The following is a 20,889-nucleotide window of genomic DNA, read 5'->3' as shown; positions in this document are numbered from 1 at the left end:
TGGCAAAGATCACAAATCTAAAAATGCAGTTATTTAAACTTTATGTAATGACATTGTGTTGATAATGGAATGAAGAATTACTTAATTGAGAACGCTAAATTAGTATTCGTCTCAATTTAAACAGATTCCACGCATCTCTAGCTTCAGCAATCAAATAGTTGGCAAGATAGCAATACTGAATTTAGCAATACTGAATTTAGCAATACTGAATTTAGCAATACTGAATTTAGCAATACTTTTATTCTTAAACTTTATTGAAGGTGTTTGATTAACAATGTACACAGACTTGTGCCTAGAAAAGGTATGGAAATATGCTAAATTAGTGCAGAATTATTGAAGAAGAATACACGCTCATGAAAAAAACAATGCTGTTCGGTTTGCTGGCGGTTGCTTTAAGCGCCTGTACCACTACACCACAATCAGAAACGGAAGCGCCTAAAATAGGTATGCCAAATCCGGCGAGCACTTATTGTGTCAATCAGGGTGGCAAGCTTGAAATACGTAATGAAAGTAATGGCCAGGTTGGATATTGTCATTTAAAGAATGGACAGGTGGTAGAAGAATGGGAGTTGCTGCATATGAACCAGCCTAAATGTATTGCCGATCAGGCGATGACATTGGTTGGTCAGTCCAACCTGACTGAAGCGCAAATCAAACAGAAAACCCAGGCGCAGATTGTACGTATGGTCGAGCCGGGCCAAGCAGTCACCATGGATTATCGTGAAGAGCGTGTGACAGTAACTGTAGATCCTGCCAGCAAAAAAATTCTTCAGGCTTCATGCGGTTAATCATTTAAAAAACAAAAGCCCATTGATGGGCTTTTTAAAATTTAGAGTCATACTGGCATTTTAAATGACAAATCTTCCCCGATCTTTTATATTGCCCCTCGGAAGGAGAAACTCATGAAAAAGTTATTGGCTTTATCGTTTATGCTGGCTCTGGCCGGTTGTGCCGAGAAGAAACCCTTAACCCCTGAAGAGCAGTGGCAAGGTTATTGTCGAAGTGTGGGAAATGCCGCGCGAACCATTATGCTGGATCGTCAGAATGCGATTGAGAAAGAGAAAGCAATCGAGCATGCCCTCAAGATCGATGATGAAACCACCAAAGGTTTTATTCTGAACATTATTGATGAAGTCTACGCACTTCCAGCCGAAGAGATTAAGGCAGATGTAAAAGCAGCCCGTGAAAAAGTCCGCGCTGAGTTTACTGAAAAATGTATTGCCACGCCGCATGATGAATTACCAGATTACAAACCGTTCTAGGGAACGGTTTTTTTAATGGCTGAATCAGGCATAGCAACATCTCTTTAAAAAAAGTATCAACCCGAATAAAAGACAAAAAAACCTCTACTTAATAATAAAAAAATAGCCTAAGCAAAATGTACACTTTGTGACAATTTCTAAATCTAAAATATAGAAATACTTATCTTTATATTGAATAATGAATTTAACTCCAATTACCCGAGGAGTAACACAATATGCAAGTCGTCAGATATTTACATCATTCTGATCTGCTCTTAGAAGATGAACATGGTGTAGTCATTATTGCTGGTAGTCGCTATGTCCTGAGCGTAGGCGACAAAGTATTTTTAAAGAAGGTGCTAGAACAAGAAAAAAAGCTGTATCAGGTGGATATTTCCTTTGCCAGCAATAATCACAGCACGATGTGTGAAGATGAATGCGTGGTGAAATTCAAAGGCTGCCGGGATTCATATCAGCAATATTTAAACTCGACCACTGTACACTAAGGTGGAGTATCTTTTTAACTTCAAATCAGGCAACATCATGGTTGCCTTTTTTATGCATTAAATTCAGTTAAAAGGGCCTGCTCATAGGCTTGTTTCTTGAGATCTGATCTAAAAGTGATTATTGAATAATCATTAAGAGCATCATTTAGTTATAAAATAACGAGCATCACAAAGAAACACTTGAGTTGCATTAACTTTTAACTGGAAATTTAGTAAAATTTCGGAGTCCATATTATTTGTGAAGCTTGGAATAAGCAGGAATTCATAAGTAATTTTTTAAAAAAGAGGAATAACACTGTGCTAGAAGCTTACCGCCAACACGTTGAAGAACGTGCCGCACTCGGAGTCCCACCGAAGCCACTTGACGATGCCCAAACCGCTGCATTAGTTGAACTACTAGTTAACCCGCCAGCTGGTGAAGAAGCATACTTGGTAGATTTGCTTGAAAACCGTGTACCAGCAGGTGTTGACCAAGCTGCATATGTAAAAGCTGCGTTCTTGGCTGCATTGGCAAAAGGCGAAGCAACCTCTCCACTTATTTCTAAAGAACGTGCGGTTTACTTGCTAGGTACTATGCTTGGTGGTTATAACGTAGCGCCTTTAGTTGAACTTTTAGACAACGCTGAACTTTCTGAGCTTGCTGCTGAAGCGCTTAAGAAAACGCTTCTTGTATTTGATGCATTCCACGATGTCGCTGATAAAGCAAAAGCGGGTAATGCAAATGCACAAGCTGTTATGCAGTCTTGGGCTGATGCTGAATGGTTTACTTCACGTCCAGACGTTCCTGAAGAAATCAAACTGACAGTTTTCAAAGTCACTGGCGAAACCAACACTGATGACTTGTCACCTGCACAAGATGCTTGGAGCCGCCCGGACATTCCATTGCACGCAAATGCAATGTTGAAAAACGTACGTGACGGAATCAACCCGGAAGTTCCTGGTGAAGTTGGTCCATTAAACCAAATCAAAGAATTGATCGCGAAAGGCAACCAAGTTGCTTACGTAGGTGACGTTGTTGGTACAGGTTCATCTCGTAAATCTGCAACCAACTCTGTGCTTTGGTTCTTTGGTGATGACATTGCTCATATCCCGAACAAAAAAGACGGTGGTTACTGCCTAGGTTCTAAAATTGCGCCAATTTTCTTCAACACGATGGAAGATGCGGGTGCATTACCGATCGAGATCGATGTTGGCAACATGAACATGGGCGATGAAATCGTTCTTAAAATCGATCATGCTGCTGCGAAAGTTTCTGCATCTAAAGACGGTGCTGTAATTGCTGAAGCTGATCTTAAAACACCTGTACTTCTAGACGAAGTTCGTGCTGGCGGTCGTATTAACCTGATCGTTGGTCGTGGTTTGACCACTAAAGCACGTGAAGCTTTAGGTCTTCCAGTATCTACGTTGTTCCGTACTCCGGTTCAACCTGCTGCAACTGGCAAAGGCTTCACTCAAGCACAGAAAATGGTTGGTCGCGCTTGTGGTCTTCCTGAAGGTCAAGGCGTACTTCCAGGTACTTACTGTGAACCTAAGATGACCACTGTTGGTTCGCAAGATACCACTGGTCCAATGACGCGTGACGAATTGAAAGACTTGGCTTGCCTAGGTTTCTCTGCTGACCTTGTTATGCAGTCTTTCTGTCATACCGCTGCGTATCCAAAGCCAGTTGACGTTCAAATGCAACACTCGCTTCCTGATTTCATCATGAACCGTGGTGGTGTGTCTTTACGTCCAGGTGACGGTATTATCCACTCTTGGTTAAACCGTATGCTTCTTCCGGATACTGTGGGTACTGGTGGTGACTCGCATACTCGTTTCCCAATCGGTATTTCGTTCCCGGCGGGTTCTGGTCTAGTAGCTTTTGCTGCAGCAACTGGTGTTATGCCACTTGATATGCCTGAATCTGTACTTGTGAAGTTCAAAGGTAAAATGCAGCCTGGTATCACACTACGTGACCTGGTACATGCAATTCCTTACTACGCAATTCAAGCGGGTGACTTAACTGTAGAGAAGAAAGGTAAGAAAAACATCTTCTCTGGTCGTATCCTTGAGATCGATTTGACAGAAATGGAAACTGACCTGACTGTTGAGCAAGCATTCGAATTGTCTGATGCTTCTGCTGAACGTTCAGCTGCTGGTTGTTCGATCACGCTTTCTGAAGAGAAAGTTGCTGAATACCTTCGTTCAAACATCACTATGCTTAAGTGGATGATTTCTGAAGGTTATGGCGATGCGCGTACAATGGCTCGTCGTGTTGAGAACATGGAAAAATGGTTAGCGAATCCATCACTGCTTAAAGCGGATGCGGATGCTGAATACACGAAAGTGTATGAAATCGATCTAGCTGACATTAAAGAACCTGTTCTTTGCTGCCCGAACGATCCAGATGATGCAAAACTTCTTTCTGACGTTCAAGGCGTGAAAATTGACGAAGTATTCGTTGGTTCTTGTATGACAAACATTGGTCACTTCCGTGCGACTGGTAAATTGTTAGAGAAAGTTCCAGGTGGTGCATTGTCAACTCGTTTGTGGATTGCTCCGCCAACGCGTATGGACGAACATCAGTTGATGGAAGAAGGTTTCTATAATATTTATGGTAAAGCTGGTGCGCGTACTGAAATGCCAGGTTGTTCATTATGTATGGGTAACCAGGCACGTGTAGCTCCGAACACAACTTGTGTATCGACGTCTACACGTAACTTCCCGAACCGTTTAGGTCAGGGGGCTAACGTTTACTTGGCTTCTGCTGAACTTGCATCTGTTGCTGCTGTATTGGGTAAATTACCAACTCCAGAAGAATACCAACAATATGCAGCTCAAATTGATAGTATGTCAGCTGACATCTATCAATACTTAAGCTTCGACAAGATGAGCGAATATACTAACGCTGCTGCGAATGTTGATACGAAGAAAATTGCTGCTGCTCAATTGACTTAATGAGCTAGGATTAAGAAAAGCCGAAAGGCTTTTCCCTAGCGCAAGAGCAAATCTATGATTTGCTTTGTTAATTAAGTAATAAGCGGTATAAAATAAGGGCTGATTTGTCAGCCCTTATTTTTTTTATGAAAATAAGAAATTAAAATTAGAACTCAAAAATTAGGTATGGAAAATAATAGAGAATTTTTTAAATATGATGAGGCCTTAGAGTCATTAATAAATAAAAAATTAATACGTGATATTGGTAATAAGGGGGAAATATTTGAATTGATACAGAAAGGGTGGGAGTTGACATCTAATTTAAATTTTGCAGCATGAAATTCTGTATCTTTTCACAACTTCAGAATTAAATTTTTGAGTATGTCCAATATTGAAAAACTTTTATTGGTAATGCTTTACACTTTATCCAATAAATCGTTTAATCCCCACATTGAAAAATGATTTAGCAAGTTGACCTAAAACATGCCTAAACAATCTCGATTCCTCTGTATTGGTGGTTTCCTCAATGGAACCCAAGTCAAAGACCAAGGTGACAGTTTTATCTGTGTCGAAAAAGGCAAAAATGTCACTTATACCAAAAAGGAAATCTTCCATCCTGATTCATGGGATCACGACTATTATGTTTGTGAAACGACCACAGACAAACAGGCACGAAATTGGGTTTATGATATTCCATCACGTTAATTGCGTCTATTCAGGCTATAAATTAAACAATTATTAGAAACAGTAACTTGCATTACATTTCTGTGATTGATTTTTCATCTCTCTTTCCCAAAACTGTATGAAAATAAAGCCAATAGGGAATGTTATGACTTATGAAATAGATGCCTTTGGCACTCTAGTAATTGCTGTTTTTTTTCTTTTTATTGGGCGGTATCTTGTTAGTAAAATTAGCTTCTTTAGGAACTATAACTTACCTGAACCTGTAATCGGTGGTTTAGTCGCAGCGATTACGGCCTTTATTTTCTATAAATTGTTTAATATCAGTGCCACATTTGACGCACAGATTCAAACCATCCTGATGCTGATGTTCTTTACTTCTGTTGGCTTAAGTGCAGACTTTTTGAAACTGAAAGAAGGCGGAAAATCGCTCCTGATCTTTCTGGTCTGTGTCATTTTATTTGTAGTCGTGCAAAATGCGGTTGGTATGAGTTTAGCCACAGTGCTTGGACTTGACCCATTGATCGGGTTGATTGTTGGTTCTGTCACCTTAACGGGTGGTCATGGTACCGCCGGTGCCTGGGGCGAGGTTCTGGAGACTCAATATGGAATCCAGGGAGCAGTTGTTCTCGGTATGGCAAGTGCCACATTTGGCTTGATTATTGGTGGACTTGTAGGCGGTCCAGTTGCCAAGTTCCTGATTAAACGCAACCAACTGGCTGATACGGTAGCACAAGAGACCAATGAACAACAGCTCGAATCGCACATTAACACCGCACCCTTTGAGTATCCAAAGAAAACCCGATTGATTACATCCAGTAATGCCGTGTCGACTTTGGGGATGTTTGCCCTGTGTATTTTTGTCGCCAATCAGATGACAGACTTCAGCCAGGGAAGATGGTTTGAATTGCCCACTTTTGTATGGGCTTTAGGCACAGGTGTGATTGTGCGTAATGTCTTGGAGCATGTGCTGAAAGTCGATATCTTCGACCGTGCAATCGATGTATTTGGCAATGCGTCTTTATCCCTGTATTTATCTATGGCTTTACTATCACTGCAACTCTGGTTACTGGCAGATTTGGCAGGTCCGCTCATTACCATTTTATTGGCGCAGACAGCGGTATTGATTTTATTTACCGCAATTGTGACCTTTAGAATCATGGGCAAAAATTACGATGCAGCAGTATTAGTGGCAGGGCATTGTGGTTTTGGTATGGGGGCAACACCGACAGCGATTGCCAATATTCAGGCGGTGACCAATAGCTATGGTCCATCACATAAAGCTTTTTTAATTGTACCGCTGTGTGGTGCATTTTTTATTGATATTGTGAATGCTGTGGTGATCCAAAGCATCATTGCATTTTTCGGCTAAATGTTAATACGTTTTTAAAATCATACATGCAATAAAAAGCCCCATGGTTAGGGGCTAGTCGTATATAGGTCAAGCCCATATACTGTAAGAGGCTCATCTCAAACTGAGTGTATTAGAACATAGCAGCTTGCAAATAACCATCTAAATCTGATTTAAACCGTCAATTGTTGTTCAATCACCGGCCATAAGTTTTGATGTGATTTTTTAAACATCAGCATATGGCCAATGGCTTTATGCGCATATCTTTTAGGTTGAAGCTCAATCATCTGAGTGTCTGCATTGGGGTATAAACGCAGTAAATCTTTTACATTTGCTTCTGTTGCAATTTCATCATCCGATGACCAGATCGAAATAATCGGGCAGGTGATTTGAGCATGAAAATCTGAGCGTGGTAATAGGGTTTTACCCATTGCATTCATGACATAGCCCGGTTTGCTACAGAACTGTGCCCATTCACGCGCCACATCTTTAGGCAGATTTTCGCCCATGCCAATCGCTTGAGTTGGAGCATATCCTTTGCTCATACGGGCCAGTGGGAAAATGAGATTGAACATGACCGGCGCCAGCAGTTTGGTTTTACCTTTAAGTCCTTTGATATGTCCGGTTGAGCCAGCAACAGCCACCACTTTTGCAACTTTGTCATAATTCGGTACGATCCCCAGAAGCTGACCACCAGCACTATGCCCCAGCAAAATCACTTTTTCTGCATGAGTACGTGCTAATAAAGCATCAATCGCGGCGGGAATATCCAGTTGACCCCATTGCACAATGCTCGCTTTGGACTGTTTTAAAGGGCCTGCGAGTGACTCACCAATTCCCCGAAAGTCAAAGACCAGTACCGCATAGCCCTGAGCTTGCAACCAGATGCAGAAATGATGATAAAACTGTTGGGTAATACCTGTGGCAGGACAGACCAATACCGGACGTTTTTCAGATTCTGAAGAAGCCGCATAAAAGCGTGCACTTAAGTGATAGCCATCCTGGCACTGTAGAGTCAATGTTTCAAATTCAGACATACGATACACTATGATTTTAGCTTCCTGATGAAGCTTTAACTTTATACAGTTTTTGAAGGGATGCTTGCGCAAAGCATGACTTAAAAGTCAGTAAAATAATAGATATGGAATGAGCTTATGCTATCAATGGAACTTGCACTGGCCGTTAAAATCGCCATTATTTTTAGTGGAATATTCTTGTGGATTGGGATGTTTACCGGGGTCTGGAAGTATTGGCAGATCCGTCAATCACCACAGTCACGCGCACATTATTATGTCGATATTGCCCATCGTAGCAGTCTGCTATATGCACCAGCGACGCTAATTCTGGCAGTTCTGGCATATTATTCCGATTTATCCAGTGCCATGAATTTGATCTGCGTACTGGTGAATATCGTATTTTTTAGTTTTTCGATTGCAGCTTATATGCTGCATGGTTTCCTGCAAGATACCACCAATCAGTTTAAGCAACCGCATCAACTGGGTCGGTTTCATCTACCTGGCAGTCTGATGAGCTTGGCAATGCTGGGATTAATTATTGCAGAACTTGGAGGAACGGGGATTTTACTCTATGGCGCATTTGGTGGGCTATTTTAATTATTCTTAAAAGTAATATTTTGGTTTTTTTACCAGATGGATGACTGGCCACATCATCCATCTGGGCTAATTTAAAATTTGATTATCGGTATTTCTGGTCTATGGCAGCCCACAGGAAGAAAGCAGCTGAGACGATCAGCGCATAACCAAAGTATTCAAGTTTTAAATTACCTTGAATTAAGCAATGGACGGTTAAAGTCAGCATAAGTGCAAAAGTGGTGCATATAAATGTCACCAGATTGGTGTCGTTGGCTTTAAGAGCGTCAATGAAGACTTGCTTGTTGAAATGTAATGATAACATCTCCATCCCTCCCATTTATTTATGTTATTGAAGACTAAAGCAGATTAAGTTAGTCAGAATTGAACATACAGTTGTACTGTTTAATATCAGCCTTTGCAACCATCGGGCTGCACTTTCAAGGTCAAAATGGCCTTCTTTAGTCGTAAAAATGCATAATCAATTGATTAGTAAAGCATTATATATTCAGATTACACCTCCATATCGTCATGAAAACAATAGCTAGCAATTGTTTGATGTGAGCAGATAGAAAATGCAAATTCTACGCCAAAGATATGTAGTGTTAATCAATAGAATGTAAGACTGTGTATAAGTCAGAGGGCAAGATGGTTTAAGTCAGCAACAACAGGTATCTAAAAGCTAAAATTCAAAAAGTTATTTATATTTATATTAAAAATAGGATCATTCGAGCCTGATTATGAATCACACTTTCTGGAAAAAGCACGAGTAAATAGACACACAGCGATGATTTGATATTGTCTGTAAGAAGCAATAAAAGTCCGTTTTGGTAAAACCTGACAATTATTGATCACGCTAAAACCGGATTTTGGGTAAAAATACGATCTTTATCAGACAGCCTAGAAAGATTAGTTTCTAATACGGTCAATCACAGCTGCAATTAGCAATACAATCATGGATGGAATAAACCAGGCCAGATTCTGTTCTGAGAGCGGCAAATTTTGTAGTACGGCAGGCAACTCAAAACCAGCAACTTTTATTCCATCAAAAATACCGAAGATAAATGCCACTAGCGTCACTGGTGCAATCACATGAGACGGTTTTTTGAAGAAGCTAGCGCAGAAGCTCAATAAAATCACACTAATTGCAGGTGGATAAATCGCGCTCAATACGGGCACCGAAACGGCAATCAGTTTGGTTAAACCCAGATTTGAAATAATCAGTGAGAAACCGACCAGAATAAATACAAAAATCTTGTATGGAATTTTAGTCAAACTGGAGAAATATTCGGCACAGGCGCAGGTCAGGCCAATCGCAGTCACCATACAGGCAATAAAAATCATGCCGGACAGGAAGTAAGCACCCATATCACCAAAGGCATGTTGTACATAGGCATGCAGGATAATGGCACCATTGGCTGCGTTCGGTGCAATTTCGTGGCTACCGAGTCCGAGTTTAAACAGACTTAAATACACCAGAGTTAAACCAATACCAGAAATAATGCCGGCATTCACCGCATATTTGGTAATCAGTTTTTTATCGGTTACACCACGTGAAGTAATCGCTTTCACAATCACGATCCCGAAAACCAAAGCACCTAAAGTGTCCATGGTCAAATAACCATTGACGATGCCTTCAGTCACCGGACTGGTAACATAATTATTGATCGCTGCCGGTGGATTGCTGGCAGGAATCATTACGGCTGCCACACCCAAAATGATCAAAGAAATAATTTTAAGCGGTGACAGGAAATAGCCAACTGTATCCAGAATCTTGTTTGGATATAAAGACACCACAGTGACTATAGAAAAATAGATGATGCTGTACATGAGCAGGCTGCTCGATTCATCACCAAAGTAAGAAGAAAAACCAATTTCATAAGAAACGGTTGCAGTACGCGGTGTTGCAAATAAAGGGCCAACAGCTAAGTAACACACCACAGTCAGTAAAATACTGGCTGCTTTACCAAGTGGCGAGCTTAGTGCCTGAATGGAGCCTTCAACGCGCGACAACGCAATAATGGTAATTACAGGTAAGCCGACTGCAGTAATAAGGAAACCTAAAGCAGCGAGCCATACATGTTCACCAGCTTGTTGAGCCACAATCGGGGGGAAGATAATGTTGCCCGCACCAATAAACAGTGCAAAGGTCATAAAACCTAGGGCGACAATATCCCGGGTACGCAGACTTGTCATAAAGGGAGATCAATCGACCAAAAGAAAGCGATTTTAGTGTATATGTCCATCTTTTTGGAGCTTATTTTAAGGCTGCAGACCTTGAATCTATTGATTTTGCTGCTCAGATAACCATTCATTCAAATTTTGGTAGAAATATCTGATTGATAATCAGCTAAAAAATAGATGATCTAAGCCCACTGTATGGATTGATCTGAATTTTCTTTAAAATTCTCAGATTATTTTTTGTATGAATAAGCAACAGTTGAAATTCTGATTTCCAGAAAAATTGCGGTGATGAAATCCACTAACTGTGACATATGTAACAAAAAAGGGACTATAATTCAGATATTCATAGTGAGGATAGGTATATGCGAGCTCCAGCGATTAGTCTTAAAACTGAGCAAGATGTTGAAAAACTGCGGATATCTGGGCGTTTGGCCGCAGAAGTTTTAGCGATGATCGGGGAGCATGTCAAGCCAGGTGTCACGACCGAATATCTGGATGATCTCTGTCATGATTTTATTATCAATACTCTAAAAGTAACACCGGCCAATATTGGCTATTATGGTTATACCAAGACCACCTGCATTTCGCCGAATGAAGTAGTCTGTCACGGTATTCCATCCTCAAAAACCGTGTTGCAGGATGGTGATATTATCAATATTGATGTGGCGATCATCAAAGATGGTTATTTCGGTGATACCAGCCGGATGTATTATGTGGGAACGCCATCTCCAGAAGCCAGACGTCTGGTCAATACCACCTATGCAGCGATGCTGGCCGGGATTCATGCAGTGAAGCCGGGAGCTACCTTAGGCGATATTGGTTATGCAATTCAAACCGTTGCACAGCGTGAAGGCTATTCGATTGTGCGTGAGTATTGCGGTCATGGCATCGGCAAGGTTTATCACGAACAACCGAATATTCTGCATTATGGACAGCCGGGTCAAGGCATCAAGCTGGTGCCGGGTATGGTCTTTACCATTGAGCCGATGGTAAATATGGGTAAAGCTCGTGTCAAAGAACTAAAAGATGGCTGGACTGTGGTTACCACGGATAAATCGTGGTCTGCACAATGGGAACATATGGTTTATGTGACCGAAACCGGATTTGAATTACTCTCTCCATGGCCTGAAGGCACGGGTGATTATCCGGAAATTTAAAATTTTGACGGGATTTCTGTTAAAAACTTTTGACTTGCCAAATTTACAAGTTCATCGTTTTTGCTGACAAAAATATACAAAACACTACAGCAAAACAATGGTTTGAAAATAGAAGTCTGGTTAGACTGAGAATCAGTTACAAAGTTTCCTTTTTTATTCACTGTGCTGTAGTGACCTGTTTCTCTAGCTCATTTTTCCCCAAGAATGAGCTATTTTTTTGTCCATATTTTTATTAGCTATGGTTTAATTCTGCGACCAGATAGTCAATAAATACCCGGACTGCAGGCAGCAGACCGCGACGTGAGGGATAAACCGCATGAAAAATACCATGCGGTGCTTTCCAGTCAGGTAAAACCCGTACCAGTTCGCCACGTGCCACATACTGCTCTACCACGTTATCTGGCAATAAGGTCACCCCGCAGCTTGAAGCCGCAAGTTGCGCCAACATATTGAGGTCTGAACCCAATACAGTTGGACTGACCCGAATTTTCTTTTGTTCTTGCTGCTCGTTTTGTAAGGTCAGAAATTGTTCGGTATGATCTTCTGCCATAGTCAGAATCTTATGTTCAGCCAGTTGCTCGGGGGTTTTTAGCTCACCAAACTGATTGAGATAACCTTGACTTGCAAACAGATGCTGTTCAATTTTTTCAAACTGACGGATGACCAGATTCGGATCGTCATCCAGATTGGAGCGTACCCGCAGTGCCAGATCACAGCCTTCATTAATGATATCGACCCGGCGATTGGTGATCATCATCTGAACTTTAATTTCTGGATATTGCTTGAGGAAGTTTGGCAGGATTTTGGCGATTTCATTCTGGGCAATTAAAACCGGCAAACTGACTTTAATCGTACCACGCGGTTCGGTACTAAGATGATCGACCAGATCATGTGCTGCCTGTGCTGCATTTAACATGACTTGTGCATGGCGGTAAACGTTCATGCCAATATCGGTGACCGCAAAATGACGCGAGCTGCGTTGAATCAGGCGGACACCTAGACGTTCTTCCAAGTTATGGACACGACGGCTAAGCTTGGATTTAGGGATGTCTGTTGCACGTTCGGCTGCGCTAAAGCCGCCATGTTCCACCACCTGTGCAAAGCAGTAAAAATCATCAAGATCAGTCAGCATTCCAAAATTCCATTTATGCAACAATCTGCTGATTAAAAATTGATTGTTACGTTCTGTCAATTAAAAAAATATTGAAGTTACTAAAATTTAAAAGCCAACACACTCGATAATGTGATACATAGGCGCTCATTTATAATGTCTGGAATCTCATTACACCACAGCTAAGTGGTGATTCATTAAAAAAATTGCCATTCAATATATAAGCTTAGATAATAAATAAATTTCGTATTAGCCGTCGATGTAAAGTTCAATCAGTTTGAATAATTATTAGGTTAAAAGGTATTTATTTTCTAAGCTCTAGCACTCATTTATGATTAAAAAAATTGTCTTAAGCCTATGTCTCTGTGTTTCTCATGTGGCTTTTGCTCAACAGATCGCCTTCAGTTTCGATGATGGACTAGACCCAGCCAATAACCCAGATGCTTGTCATATCAATAATGACATTCTAAATACCCTAAAACAAAAGCGAATTTTGGCTATTGTCTATCCAAGCGTCAGTAAAATTAGCACAGAAAAAGGGTTGCAGATGATTTCAGAGTGGGGGAAACAGGGGCATCGAATAGGCAATCATGGAAATTTACATCTTAACCTAAATAAAGATGACATTAGCTTGAAAAATTATTTAAAAGACATAGAGCAAGGACATCAAATATTTTCTACATTACCCGGATTTGTACCACGTTACCGATTTCCATTTCTTAAAGAGGGAAATACGCTAGAAAAAAGGGAAGGAGTACGACAATGGCTGATAACCCATCATTATCAATCGGGAACTGTTAGCATCGATGCGAGTGATTGGTATTACAATCAACTGTTTTTGCAGTATCAGCAAGCACAAGATCAAGAAAACCTGAATAAATTAAAACAAGCCTATCTGTTTCATTTGCTTGATCGAGCACAGTATTACGATAATTTAGCACAACAAACATTAGGACGTTCCCCCAAGCATGTGCTTTTACTTCATGTAAGAGCCATTAATGCGGCTTGGCTAGAAGACATTATTGATTTGTTTAAGCAACAGGGCTGGAAATTTGTTGATAGTGATAGCGCTTATCAGGATTCAATTTATAAAATTCAGCCACAAACTCTACCTGCGGGTGAAAGTATTTTATGGAATATTGCACAAATTTATGGGCTCGAGTCATTACGTTATCCAGCTGAAGATGCCCCCTATGAATATCCAAATTTGAAAAAATTTGGTTTAAGTGTGGCGCCTTAGATACGGCTATTTCACTTTAGAAAATCACGAGGTGTATGCTATAGACAGTAAGAGTTAGATAGTATTTAGGCTGTAACCAATATGATTAAGTGTCGCTACGTTTTCTAAATACCTGAATAATCATCATCGAACATGACACAGCATATGTCTTGTGATGAAATTATTTTTCTAGGAGCTGAATCAACTGTTGCACACCGTCAGTAGCCGTTTGGGTGATCTTGTGAAATTGTACCGGCAATTGTTGTTGGTCTGCTCTGGGGTCAATATAATAGGCCTGGCAAGATACCGGAATGTCATGAATCAATCCCGCCACTGGATAAACTTGCAGACTGGTGCCAATCACCACAAAAATATCGGCATCTTGTACACAACTTTGGGCTTCTGCATAGGCAGGAACGGCTTCGCCAAACCAGACCACGTGTGGACGCAGTGGATAACCTGCTGTGCAAAAGTGCTTGTTTAAATCTAATTCAGTTTCTTCAACCGGATAGAATCGGGTCGTACTTTGTGCATCTGGACCTGAGGTTTTAGCCAGTCGGATATTGCCATGAAGATGAATCACTTTGCTGCTGCCGGCACGTTCATGCAGATCATCGATATTCTGGGTAATGACATGCACATCATAATCTTGTTGCAGTTGCGCAATCTGGAGATGTGCAGTATTTGGCTCTGCCTCCAGAATATTTTTTCGGCGTGCATTGTAAAAGCGCTGTACCAGTTGCGGATCTCTGGCCCAGGCCTGTGGAGTGGCGACATCTTCAATCCGATACTGTTCCCAAAGACCATCGCTGTCACGGAAGGTATTGATGCCACTTTCTGCGCTCATACCCGCACCTGAAAAGACCACCAGTTTGTTCATTATTTTTCTCCTGAATATTTAAACTGCCGAAGTACTCGATTGTGAATTCTCTTTCAAGAAGACACCGAGTTCTCTGGAAAATTTTAGCGGTTCAGTCAGCAAGGGCGTATGACCGGATTTTTTAAAAATCACCTGTTTGGCTTGAGGCAGGCTTTCTGCAATCAGGCGCTGTCCTTCAAAAGGATAGAGCCGGGATTGCGCGCCGCTAAAGAAAGTCACCGGACATTGAAGTTTGGTTAATGCTTCACGGTAATCTTCTCGATGATACAGATAATTGTTGATATACCACGCCATATAGTCCATACGGCTGGATGGCAGTAATAAACTTTGAAAGCGAGGTTGATGCAGTAAAAACTCAAATACTTTAAGACTATAGGGATGACTGTTTTGCAGCTGGATAAAGCGCAGCCACAATGCGCCAATCTGTTGGCGTACCGTTTGATCTAGATCGCGAATAAATTGAATTTGCGGATGTGCAGCGAGGAGAACAGACAGTTGCTGCAAAATCTCCCTAAATTCGTCATGTTTTGATCCAAACAGACCAAAAGCCCAAGTATCATCTACCGGTATTTTGGGTGTCTGATCAATATGCAAATAAGCCGTGATCCGTTTAGCGAAATGATCAGAGTGCAGACCATGCATAAGTGTGGTTGCCCCCATAGAGTAGGCAATGACTATGACTCGATCGAACTTGAGCTGATCTACCACTGAGCGCACATCCTGCCAATGACAGTTAATTGCATCCAGATTTGCTGGAATTTTACAGTCTTTGGATGCACCGAAACCACGCCATTCTGGAATAATAAAACGAAACCTGTTTTTATGCGGATATAAAAAGGCCGCCCATTGCCAGCTCAACATGCCCAGACCAGACAACACTAAAACCGGTTGACCCTGACCGTATTCACGTACAAACAGCTGTTCGCCGTCTGGCATGCGATAAAAGGGCATGAATATTCTCCTTATTTTTATCCCGATCGTTTATTTAAACTGTTTGAGTCGCGGAATAACGGTTTCCAGCCAGTGAATCCAGCCAAGTTCTTGATCAATGCCGAGTTGTAAAATCATTTTATGAATATACAGGGTGCGATCATTTTCATCAGCTTGGGCAAAGTCTTTGGCAAAAATTTGCTGATAGGTGTTGAGTTTTTCTTTGTGCAGGACTAAATGCCGTTCCAGTTCCGCTAATGTGTTGTTGCCACCAAGCTGCGCTTCGGCACGTAAGCGTACCATCAATTCTTCGCGCAACTGTGCCGGTGGACTTTGCTGTATCATCCAGTGAGCCAATTCTTCACGACCGGGCAGTTCAACCTGATAGGTTTTTTTACGTGAATGTGCATCTTCTTCTTCGAGTGTTGAAATCCAGCCCTGTTTTGACATGGCATTTAGCTCTCGATAGATTTGCTGGTGGGTCGCATTCCAGAAGAATCCCATTGAGCGGTCAAAGCGCCGCGCCAGTTCTATTCCGGTACTGGGTTTTTCAATCAGGCTGGTCAGTAGCACATGCGATAAAGACATAAACGTCTCAAAAAAATGACTCGGGATTATTATGCAACATGTTGCATAAAAATCAATTCTGATTTATATATTAGTGCAACAAGTTGCATAATTCTGATCGATAAATGCAATATCTGATCAGCTGAATAAAAATAGCCAGCACATCAGCACGCTAAGGAGTTAAAATGTCTAAATATCCGAATTTACTTGCCCCGCTTGATTTAGGGTTTACCACACTCAAAAACCGGGTGCTGATGGGGTCAATGCACGTGGGGCTTGAAGAAGCACCCGGCGGATATGAGCGGATGGCAGCTTTTTATGCAGAGCGTGCCAAAGGTGGCGTGGCCTTAATCGTGACGGGTGGTATTTCACCCAATGATCATGGGGTGACGTTTCAGGGCGGCTCCAAGCTTGACAGTGTCGAAGAAGCTGAAAAGCATAAAGTGATTACCCAAGCGGTGCATGATGCAGGCGGGAAAATTGCCCTGCAAATTTTGCACACGGGCCGTTATTCCTATCAGGCAGAAAATGTTGCACCCTCTCCGATTCAGGCACCCATTAACCCGGTCAAGCCGCATGCCTTGAGTTCAGCTGAGGTTCAGCAAACTATTGATGACTTCGCCAATTGTGCCAAGCTGGCGCAGTATGCCGGTTATGATGGCGTAGAAATTATGGGCTCAGAGGGTTATTTGATTAACGAGTTTATTGCAGCGCGAACCAATCATCGTGATGATGAATGGGGCGGCAGCTATGAAAACCGCATTCGTTTCCCGATCGAGATCGTGCGCCGTACCCGTGAAATGGTCGGTGAAAACTTTATTATTATTTATCGTCTGTCTATGCTGGATCTGGTGGAAGGTGGCTCAACTTTAGATGAAGTAGTACAACTGGCTAAAGCCATTGAAAAAGCCGGTGCCACGATTATCAATACCGGCATCGGCTGGCATGAAGCACGTATTCCGACAATTGCCACCAAGGTTCCTCGTGCAGCCTTTACCTGGGTTACCCGTAAGCTCAAAGGTCTGGTAAAAGTTCCTCTCATTACTTCTAACCGCATCAATACACCTGAGATGGCTGAGTATGTACTGGCTTCTGGTGATGCCGATATGATTTCCATGGCACGTCCAATGCTGGCTGACTCTGAGTTTGTGCTTAAAGCGGAACAGGGTCGCAGCGATGAGATCAATACGTGTATCGGTTGTAATCAGGCCTGTCTGGATCATATCTTCTCGATGAAAATTGCCACCTGTCTGGTCAATCCACGGGCCTGTTATGAAACCGAACTCATCTTCAAAGATGTTGGCGAAGCGAAAAATATTGCCGTGATTGGGGCAGGTCCTGCCGGTTTAAGTTTTGCAGTCTATGCAGCGAATCGTGGTCATCAGGTCACGGTATTTGATGCGGCTGCACAGATTGGGGGACAATTTAATATTGCCAAAACCATTCCGGGCAAGGAAGAATTTTATGAAACCTTGCGCTACTTTAAACGTCAAATCGAGTTGCAGCCACGCATCAAGTTAAAGTTAAATCATACTGCCAGTTTTGCAGAACTTGAAGCGTCAGCATTTGATGAGATTGTCGTGGCAACAGGGGTAACCCCGCGTCAACTGGATATTCCGGGGATTGATCATCCAAAAGTCTTATCTTATCTCGAGGTGTTAAAAGAGCGTAAAGCTGTGGGACAGCGTGTGGCGATTATTGGTGCGGGGGGTATTGGTTTTGATACCGCGGAACTTCTGAGCCATGAAGGGGAAAGTGGCAGTATCAATCCAGAAAAATTCTATGATGAATGGGGCATCGATACCAAATATGATCAGGTCGGTGGTTTAAAAACTCCAGTTCTGGAAAAATCATCCCGTGAAATTTACTTATTGCAACGAAAAGCTGCTTCTGTGGGTTCTAGTCTGGGTAAAACCACGGGCTGGATTCACCGCACAGGGCTTAAACATCGTGACGTGAAAATGATTGCGGGTGCCAGCTATGACAGGATTGATGATCAGGGCTTGCATATCACCGTCAATGATAAGCAAATGGTGTTGGAAGTGGATAATGTCATTATTTGTGCTGGTCAGGAATCTTATACCGCCATGTTTGATGAGTTAAAATCTGCTGGTAAAAGTGTACACCTGATTGGTGGCGCCAAAGAAGCGGGTGAGTTAGATGCTAAACGTGCCATTCGTCAGGGGGCTGAATTGGCAGCGGTGATCTAAAAATATTAAAACCTGCTTTTTTTCCTCTCCTTTATTAAAGGAGAGGATTTATAAGAAAGAATCTCCCTTGTGAAGCAGTACTTCTCACCTTTAATAAAGGGGGAGCGCTCTGTATTTAAAATATCAAAACAAAAAAGGAACCTCAAATGAGCATCGAAACTACAAAAAAATCCATTGATCGTTGGCACGAGATGTTAGCAACCCGCGATATGTCGATCTTGAATGAGTTACTTGCTGAGGATGTTGTATTTCGCTCACCTGTGGCTTTTCATCCTTATCCTGGCAAACAGGTGGTCTTTTTTATTCTGAGCAATGTGATCCAAGTCTTTGAAAACTTCACTTATCACCGTGAATTTATAAGTGAAGATGGTAACAATGTCGTACTTGAGTTTTCTGCTCAGGTAAGCGATAAAAAACTCAAGGGAGTTGACATGATTCAGTTTAATGAAGAAGGTCAGATCATTGATTTTGAAGTGATGATCCGGCCTAAGTCTGGACTTGAAGCCTTAGCGGTACAAATGGGCCAACGGATGCAGTCATTCCAAGTTAAAACTTAATTCGAATTATTGATTCAAGTCGGCATGAAGTTTGTAAATCACAGCTAGTCGAACTAGAGAGGATGACAGATGAAAATGTTGCTTAAAAAATTGGGTCAGCTGTCCAGTGAATATCTGGATCGCTTCAGTGGCGCAGATGAACCGACCCTGTATTACCATCCAAATGGTGTTTTTTCAGGACTCATTGAACGCTTACCGCAGCTGCAACAAAAATATCGTCCTACGCCGTGGTTAGCCAATGCACACGCACATATTCTATATTTGGATCTTATTAAAAAACATACGATTAAACTTAAATATGATGTACTTGAACAGCTAAAAATGTCGGATGGCGGGATTACCGGTATTGCCTGGTATGGGCTGGATTTGCCAGCAAATACACCGACCATTGTCTTATTACATACCATCACCGGCTCTCCAGAGTCGATGCGTGAACTGGTACAGGATCTGCATAAACATACCGGTTGGCGAGTGGCCTTGTGTTTGCGCCGTGGGCATGCAGACCTGCCCATGCCTGTAGCTAAAATGAACCTGTTCGGCTCGACCCAAGATCTACGTGAACAACTGCTGTATATACAGGATAGATTTCCTCAGTCTGAGCTGTATGGGGTCGGATCTTCTGCGGGTACAGGCTTGCTGGTGCGTTATCTCGGAGAAGAGGGATCACAAACACCGTTAAAAGCGGCTTTTGCCTTATGTCCAGGCTATAACACCGAAACTGGATTTGCCCATGTACATCCGTTTTATAGCAAAGTCATGGCCAAAAAACTAATCAAACGCTTTATTCATCCTTATCAGGAAACCTGGCAAATTTATCCTTCCTGGAAGCAATTGCTGGAGGTAAAAGACTTATCGGAGTTTGAACAGCGTTATTATCAACTGGCCGGTTTTTCAGACTATGAGAGTTATAGTAAGGCCACGAATCCAATTTATGTATTTGAAAACATTAAAGTTCCATTAATGATTTTAAATGCGGAAGATGATCCGGTGTGTCATATCCAGAATCTGGAACCTTATAAAGAAAAAATTCGGGCAATGTCGAATATCATGGTGATTACCACCAAAAAAGGCAGTCATTGCGGATTTTATCAAGGTCTGATGCAAACAGAATCGTGGGCTACGCGATTAATGGCAGACTATTTGATGCACTTGTCTCGTAATTCTGCACCGACATCTGCTTAAAAAAGAGTAATAAAAAAAACCCAGCAAAAGCTGGGTTTTTTTGATGAATTCTCTTGATTAATCAAGCGCTGGCATCGCTGCTGCAATGGCATCAGCCACAGCGTCTTCTTCAGATTTGTTTGAATCAGAGTTTGATTTAGGCGTTGCTGCAGGTTTTGAAGGCTCTGGAGCTGGATTGTTTTCTGACGGCGTTCTTGTTGGAGCTGGTGTAGCTTCAACAGGTTCAGGCTTCTTCACTTCACGACGAATTTCAGTCGTCGTGTTAGCTGTCTGTTCACGTTGAATTTCCACAGTTGTCTCTGGAACTTCTTCAATTACCGCTTCTTCTACCGGCTCAAGCGGTTCAAATTGTGCTGGTTCAGGCGTTACAACTTCAGGTGCTGGATTAACCTCAACTTGTTCTTCTTCTTTAGGTGCTTCTTTTTTTACACACGCAGTCAAGCTCAGGCCAGTCAGGATTACGGTACAGAGTAAAAATTTCTTCATCATCATTGCATCAAACAGAAAAGTGTGGAGGGGATTACACTATTATAGCAGCAAATTACAAGATAGAAATCATATGAACTTACAGTAATTTTTTATTGGAATTGCTGTTAGAATAGTCAATT

The 20,889-nt window shown here is 41.9% G+C and carries 20 protein-coding genes; 12 read left to right on the top strand and 8 right to left on the bottom strand.

What is annotated here, in order from left to right; genetic code table 11:
* The first annotated feature begins 353 nt into the window (after positions 1 to 353).
* The 6 genes from FTU42_RS06505 to gltS all read left to right on the top strand — a co-directional run bounded on the left by FTU42_RS06505 (position 354) and on the right by gltS (position 6,716).
* Complete coding sequence (locus FTU42_RS06505; protein WP_005170565.1) at positions 354 to 788, top strand: I78 family peptidase inhibitor; 435 nt, start codon at positions 354 to 356, stop codon at positions 786 to 788.
* 114 nt (positions 789 to 902) lie between these two features.
* Positions 903 to 1,262: a hypothetical protein gene (locus FTU42_RS06500; RefSeq protein WP_005097193.1), complete on the top strand. Its 360-nt coding sequence runs from the start codon at positions 903 to 905 to the stop codon at positions 1,260 to 1,262.
* A gap of 215 nt (positions 1,263 to 1,477) precedes the next feature.
* A complete protein-coding gene (locus FTU42_RS06495) occupies positions 1,478 to 1,747 on the top strand; it encodes a hypothetical protein (RefSeq protein WP_005097192.1) in 270 nt (89 codons plus the stop codon).
* 297 nt (positions 1,748 to 2,044) lie between these two features.
* Positions 2,045 to 4,684 carry a bifunctional aconitate hydratase 2/2-methylisocitrate dehydratase gene (locus tag FTU42_RS06490; RefSeq protein WP_074383209.1) on the top strand — a complete coding sequence of 880 codons (2,640 nt, stop codon included), beginning with the start codon at positions 2,045 to 2,047 and terminating at the stop codon, positions 4,682 to 4,684.
* Between the two features lie 462 nt (positions 4,685 to 5,146).
* Positions 5,147 to 5,368, top strand: coding sequence for a hypothetical protein (locus FTU42_RS06485; RefSeq protein WP_180083186.1), 222 nt, complete (start codon positions 5,147 to 5,149; stop codon positions 5,366 to 5,368).
* Positions 5,369 to 5,492: 124 nt separating this feature from the next.
* Positions 5,493 to 6,716, top strand: coding sequence for a sodium/glutamate symporter (gltS, locus tag FTU42_RS06480; RefSeq protein ID WP_100357037.1), 1,224 nt, complete (start codon positions 5,493 to 5,495; stop codon positions 6,714 to 6,716).
* Positions 6,717 to 6,868: 152 nt separating this feature from the next.
* Here the strand turns inward: gltS and FTU42_RS06475 are convergent, their stop codons facing one another.
* On the bottom strand, positions 6,869 to 7,732 hold the full coding sequence (locus FTU42_RS06475) for an alpha/beta fold hydrolase (protein WP_074383206.1): 864 nt from the start codon (positions 7,730 to 7,732) through the stop codon (positions 6,869 to 6,871).
* A gap of 117 nt (positions 7,733 to 7,849) precedes the next feature.
* Between FTU42_RS06475 and FTU42_RS06470 the strand changes: the two genes are divergently transcribed.
* Positions 7,850 to 8,308: a hypothetical protein gene (locus FTU42_RS06470; RefSeq protein ID WP_005097113.1), complete on the top strand. Its 459-nt coding sequence runs from the start codon at positions 7,850 to 7,852 to the stop codon at positions 8,306 to 8,308.
* Positions 8,309 to 8,390: 82 nt separating this feature from the next.
* Here the strand turns inward: FTU42_RS06470 and FTU42_RS06465 are convergent, their stop codons facing one another.
* Complete coding sequence (locus FTU42_RS06465) at positions 8,391 to 8,609, bottom strand: hypothetical protein (protein WP_005097112.1); 219 nt, start codon at positions 8,607 to 8,609, stop codon at positions 8,391 to 8,393.
* 584 nt (positions 8,610 to 9,193) lie between these two features.
* Positions 9,194 to 10,480 carry a branched-chain amino acid transport system II carrier protein gene (gene brnQ, locus FTU42_RS06460; protein WP_100535316.1) on the bottom strand — a complete coding sequence of 429 codons (1,287 nt, stop codon included), beginning with the start codon at positions 10,478 to 10,480 and terminating at the stop codon, positions 9,194 to 9,196.
* Between the two features lie 350 nt (positions 10,481 to 10,830).
* Between brnQ and map the strand changes: the two genes are divergently transcribed.
* The gene (map, locus tag FTU42_RS06455; protein WP_074383204.1) at positions 10,831 to 11,625 is read left to right on the top strand and encodes a type I methionyl aminopeptidase; all 795 of its coding nucleotides are present in this window, start codon (positions 10,831 to 10,833) and stop codon (positions 11,623 to 11,625) included.
* A gap of 232 nt (positions 11,626 to 11,857) precedes the next feature.
* On the opposite strand, the gene FTU42_RS06450 is transcribed toward map, so the two are convergent.
* A complete protein-coding gene (locus FTU42_RS06450) occupies positions 11,858 to 12,757 on the bottom strand; it encodes a LysR substrate-binding domain-containing protein (protein WP_005097107.1) in 900 nt (299 codons plus the stop codon).
* Positions 12,758 to 13,067: 310 nt separating this feature from the next.
* Here FTU42_RS06450 and FTU42_RS06445 point away from each other — a divergent pair, with 310 nt between their 5' ends.
* Positions 13,068 to 13,976 (top strand): polysaccharide deacetylase family protein, encoded by a 909-nt coding sequence (locus tag FTU42_RS06445; protein ID WP_180083185.1) that lies wholly within the window; start codon positions 13,068 to 13,070, stop codon positions 13,974 to 13,976.
* A 160-nt stretch (positions 13,977 to 14,136) separates the two neighbouring features.
* Here the strand turns inward: FTU42_RS06445 and FTU42_RS06440 are convergent, their stop codons facing one another.
* The 3 genes from FTU42_RS06440 to FTU42_RS06430 are packed head-to-tail and all read right to left on the bottom strand — an operon-like array spanning position 14,137 to position 16,353.
* Entirely contained in the window at positions 14,137 to 14,835 is a 699-nt protein-coding gene (locus FTU42_RS06440; RefSeq protein WP_180083184.1) for an NAD-dependent deacylase, read from the bottom strand.
* Positions 14,836 to 14,853: 18 nt separating this feature from the next.
* A complete protein-coding gene (locus FTU42_RS06435) occupies positions 14,854 to 15,786 on the bottom strand; it encodes an alpha/beta fold hydrolase (protein WP_180083183.1) in 933 nt (310 codons plus the stop codon).
* Between the two features lie 30 nt (positions 15,787 to 15,816).
* Positions 15,817 to 16,353 (bottom strand): PadR family transcriptional regulator, encoded by a 537-nt coding sequence (locus FTU42_RS06430; protein ID WP_100329579.1) that lies wholly within the window; start codon positions 16,351 to 16,353, stop codon positions 15,817 to 15,819.
* 164 nt (positions 16,354 to 16,517) lie between these two features.
* Between FTU42_RS06430 and FTU42_RS06425 the strand changes: the two genes are divergently transcribed.
* The 3 genes from FTU42_RS06425 (at position 16,518) to FTU42_RS06415 (ending at position 20,281) form a co-directional block, all read left to right on the top strand.
* The gene (locus FTU42_RS06425) at positions 16,518 to 18,542 is read left to right on the top strand and encodes an NADPH-dependent 2,4-dienoyl-CoA reductase (protein ID WP_005097099.1); all 2,025 of its coding nucleotides are present in this window, start codon (positions 16,518 to 16,520) and stop codon (positions 18,540 to 18,542) included.
* 146 nt (positions 18,543 to 18,688) lie between these two features.
* The gene (locus FTU42_RS06420) at positions 18,689 to 19,099 is read left to right on the top strand and encodes a nuclear transport factor 2 family protein (protein ID WP_005097098.1); all 411 of its coding nucleotides are present in this window, start codon (positions 18,689 to 18,691) and stop codon (positions 19,097 to 19,099) included.
* A 69-nt stretch (positions 19,100 to 19,168) separates the two neighbouring features.
* Positions 19,169 to 20,281 (top strand): YheT family hydrolase, encoded by a 1,113-nt coding sequence (locus tag FTU42_RS06415; protein ID WP_005097097.1) that lies wholly within the window; start codon positions 19,169 to 19,171, stop codon positions 20,279 to 20,281.
* 57 nt (positions 20,282 to 20,338) lie between these two features.
* Here FTU42_RS06415 and FTU42_RS06410 read toward each other — a convergent pair whose 3' ends face one another.
* Positions 20,339 to 20,773 (bottom strand): hypothetical protein, encoded by a 435-nt coding sequence (locus FTU42_RS06410; protein ID WP_005097096.1) that lies wholly within the window; start codon positions 20,771 to 20,773, stop codon positions 20,339 to 20,341.
* Positions 20,774 to 20,889: the final 116 nt, after the last annotated feature.

Source organism: Acinetobacter sp. YH12102, from assembly GCF_013419125.1.
Taxonomy (GTDB): domain Bacteria; phylum Pseudomonadota; class Gammaproteobacteria; order Pseudomonadales; family Moraxellaceae; genus Acinetobacter; species Acinetobacter pseudolwoffii.
Note: the sequence above shows the minus strand (reverse complement) of the source record. Positions and strands in the feature narration are given on the sequence as shown.

Bases quoted from the DNA above. Each gene is read 5' to 3' on its own strand.
- brnQ (WP_100535316.1), bottom strand. From the start codon at position 10,480: ATGACAAGTCTGCGTACCCGGGATATTGTCGCCCTAGGTTTTATGACC.
- FTU42_RS06470 (WP_005097113.1), top strand. From the start codon at position 7,850: ATGCTATCAATGGAACTTGCACTGGCCGTTAAAATCGCCATTATTTTT.
- FTU42_RS06410 (WP_005097096.1), bottom strand. From the start codon at position 20,773: ATGATGATGAAGAAATTTTTACTCTGTACCGTAATCCTGACTGGCCTG.
- FTU42_RS06500 (WP_005097193.1), top strand. From the start codon at position 903: ATGAAAAAGTTATTGGCTTTATCGTTTATGCTGGCTCTGGCCGGTTGT.
- gltS (WP_100357037.1), top strand. From the start codon at position 5,493: ATGACTTATGAAATAGATGCCTTTGGCACTCTAGTAATTGCTGTTTTT.
- FTU42_RS06485 (WP_180083186.1), top strand. From the start codon at position 5,147: ATGCCTAAACAATCTCGATTCCTCTGTATTGGTGGTTTCCTCAATGGA.
- FTU42_RS06450 (WP_005097107.1), bottom strand. From the start codon at position 12,757: ATGCTGACTGATCTTGATGATTTTTACTGCTTTGCACAGGTGGTGGAA.
- FTU42_RS06415 (WP_005097097.1), top strand. From the start codon at position 19,169: ATGAAAATGTTGCTTAAAAAATTGGGTCAGCTGTCCAGTGAATATCTG.
- FTU42_RS06420 (WP_005097098.1), top strand. From the start codon at position 18,689: ATGAGCATCGAAACTACAAAAAAATCCATTGATCGTTGGCACGAGATG.
- FTU42_RS06440 (WP_180083184.1), bottom strand. From the start codon at position 14,835: ATGAACAAACTGGTGGTCTTTTCAGGTGCGGGTATGAGCGCAGAAAGT.
- FTU42_RS06445 (WP_180083185.1), top strand. From the start codon at position 13,068: ATGATTAAAAAAATTGTCTTAAGCCTATGTCTCTGTGTTTCTCATGTG.
- FTU42_RS06505 (WP_005170565.1), top strand. From the start codon at position 354: ATGAAAAAAACAATGCTGTTCGGTTTGCTGGCGGTTGCTTTAAGCGCC.
- FTU42_RS06475 (WP_074383206.1), bottom strand. From the start codon at position 7,732: ATGTCTGAATTTGAAACATTGACTCTACAGTGCCAGGATGGCTATCAC.
- FTU42_RS06430 (WP_100329579.1), bottom strand. From the start codon at position 16,353: ATGTCTTTATCGCATGTGCTACTGACCAGCCTGATTGAAAAACCCAGT.
- FTU42_RS06435 (WP_180083183.1), bottom strand. From the start codon at position 15,786: ATGCCCTTTTATCGCATGCCAGACGGCGAACAGCTGTTTGTACGTGAA.
- map (WP_074383204.1), top strand. From the start codon at position 10,831: ATGCGAGCTCCAGCGATTAGTCTTAAAACTGAGCAAGATGTTGAAAAA.
- FTU42_RS06495 (WP_005097192.1), top strand. From the start codon at position 1,478: ATGCAAGTCGTCAGATATTTACATCATTCTGATCTGCTCTTAGAAGAT.
- FTU42_RS06465 (WP_005097112.1), bottom strand. From the start codon at position 8,609: ATGTTATCATTACATTTCAACAAGCAAGTCTTCATTGACGCTCTTAAA.
- FTU42_RS06425 (WP_005097099.1), top strand. From the start codon at position 16,518: ATGTCTAAATATCCGAATTTACTTGCCCCGCTTGATTTAGGGTTTACC.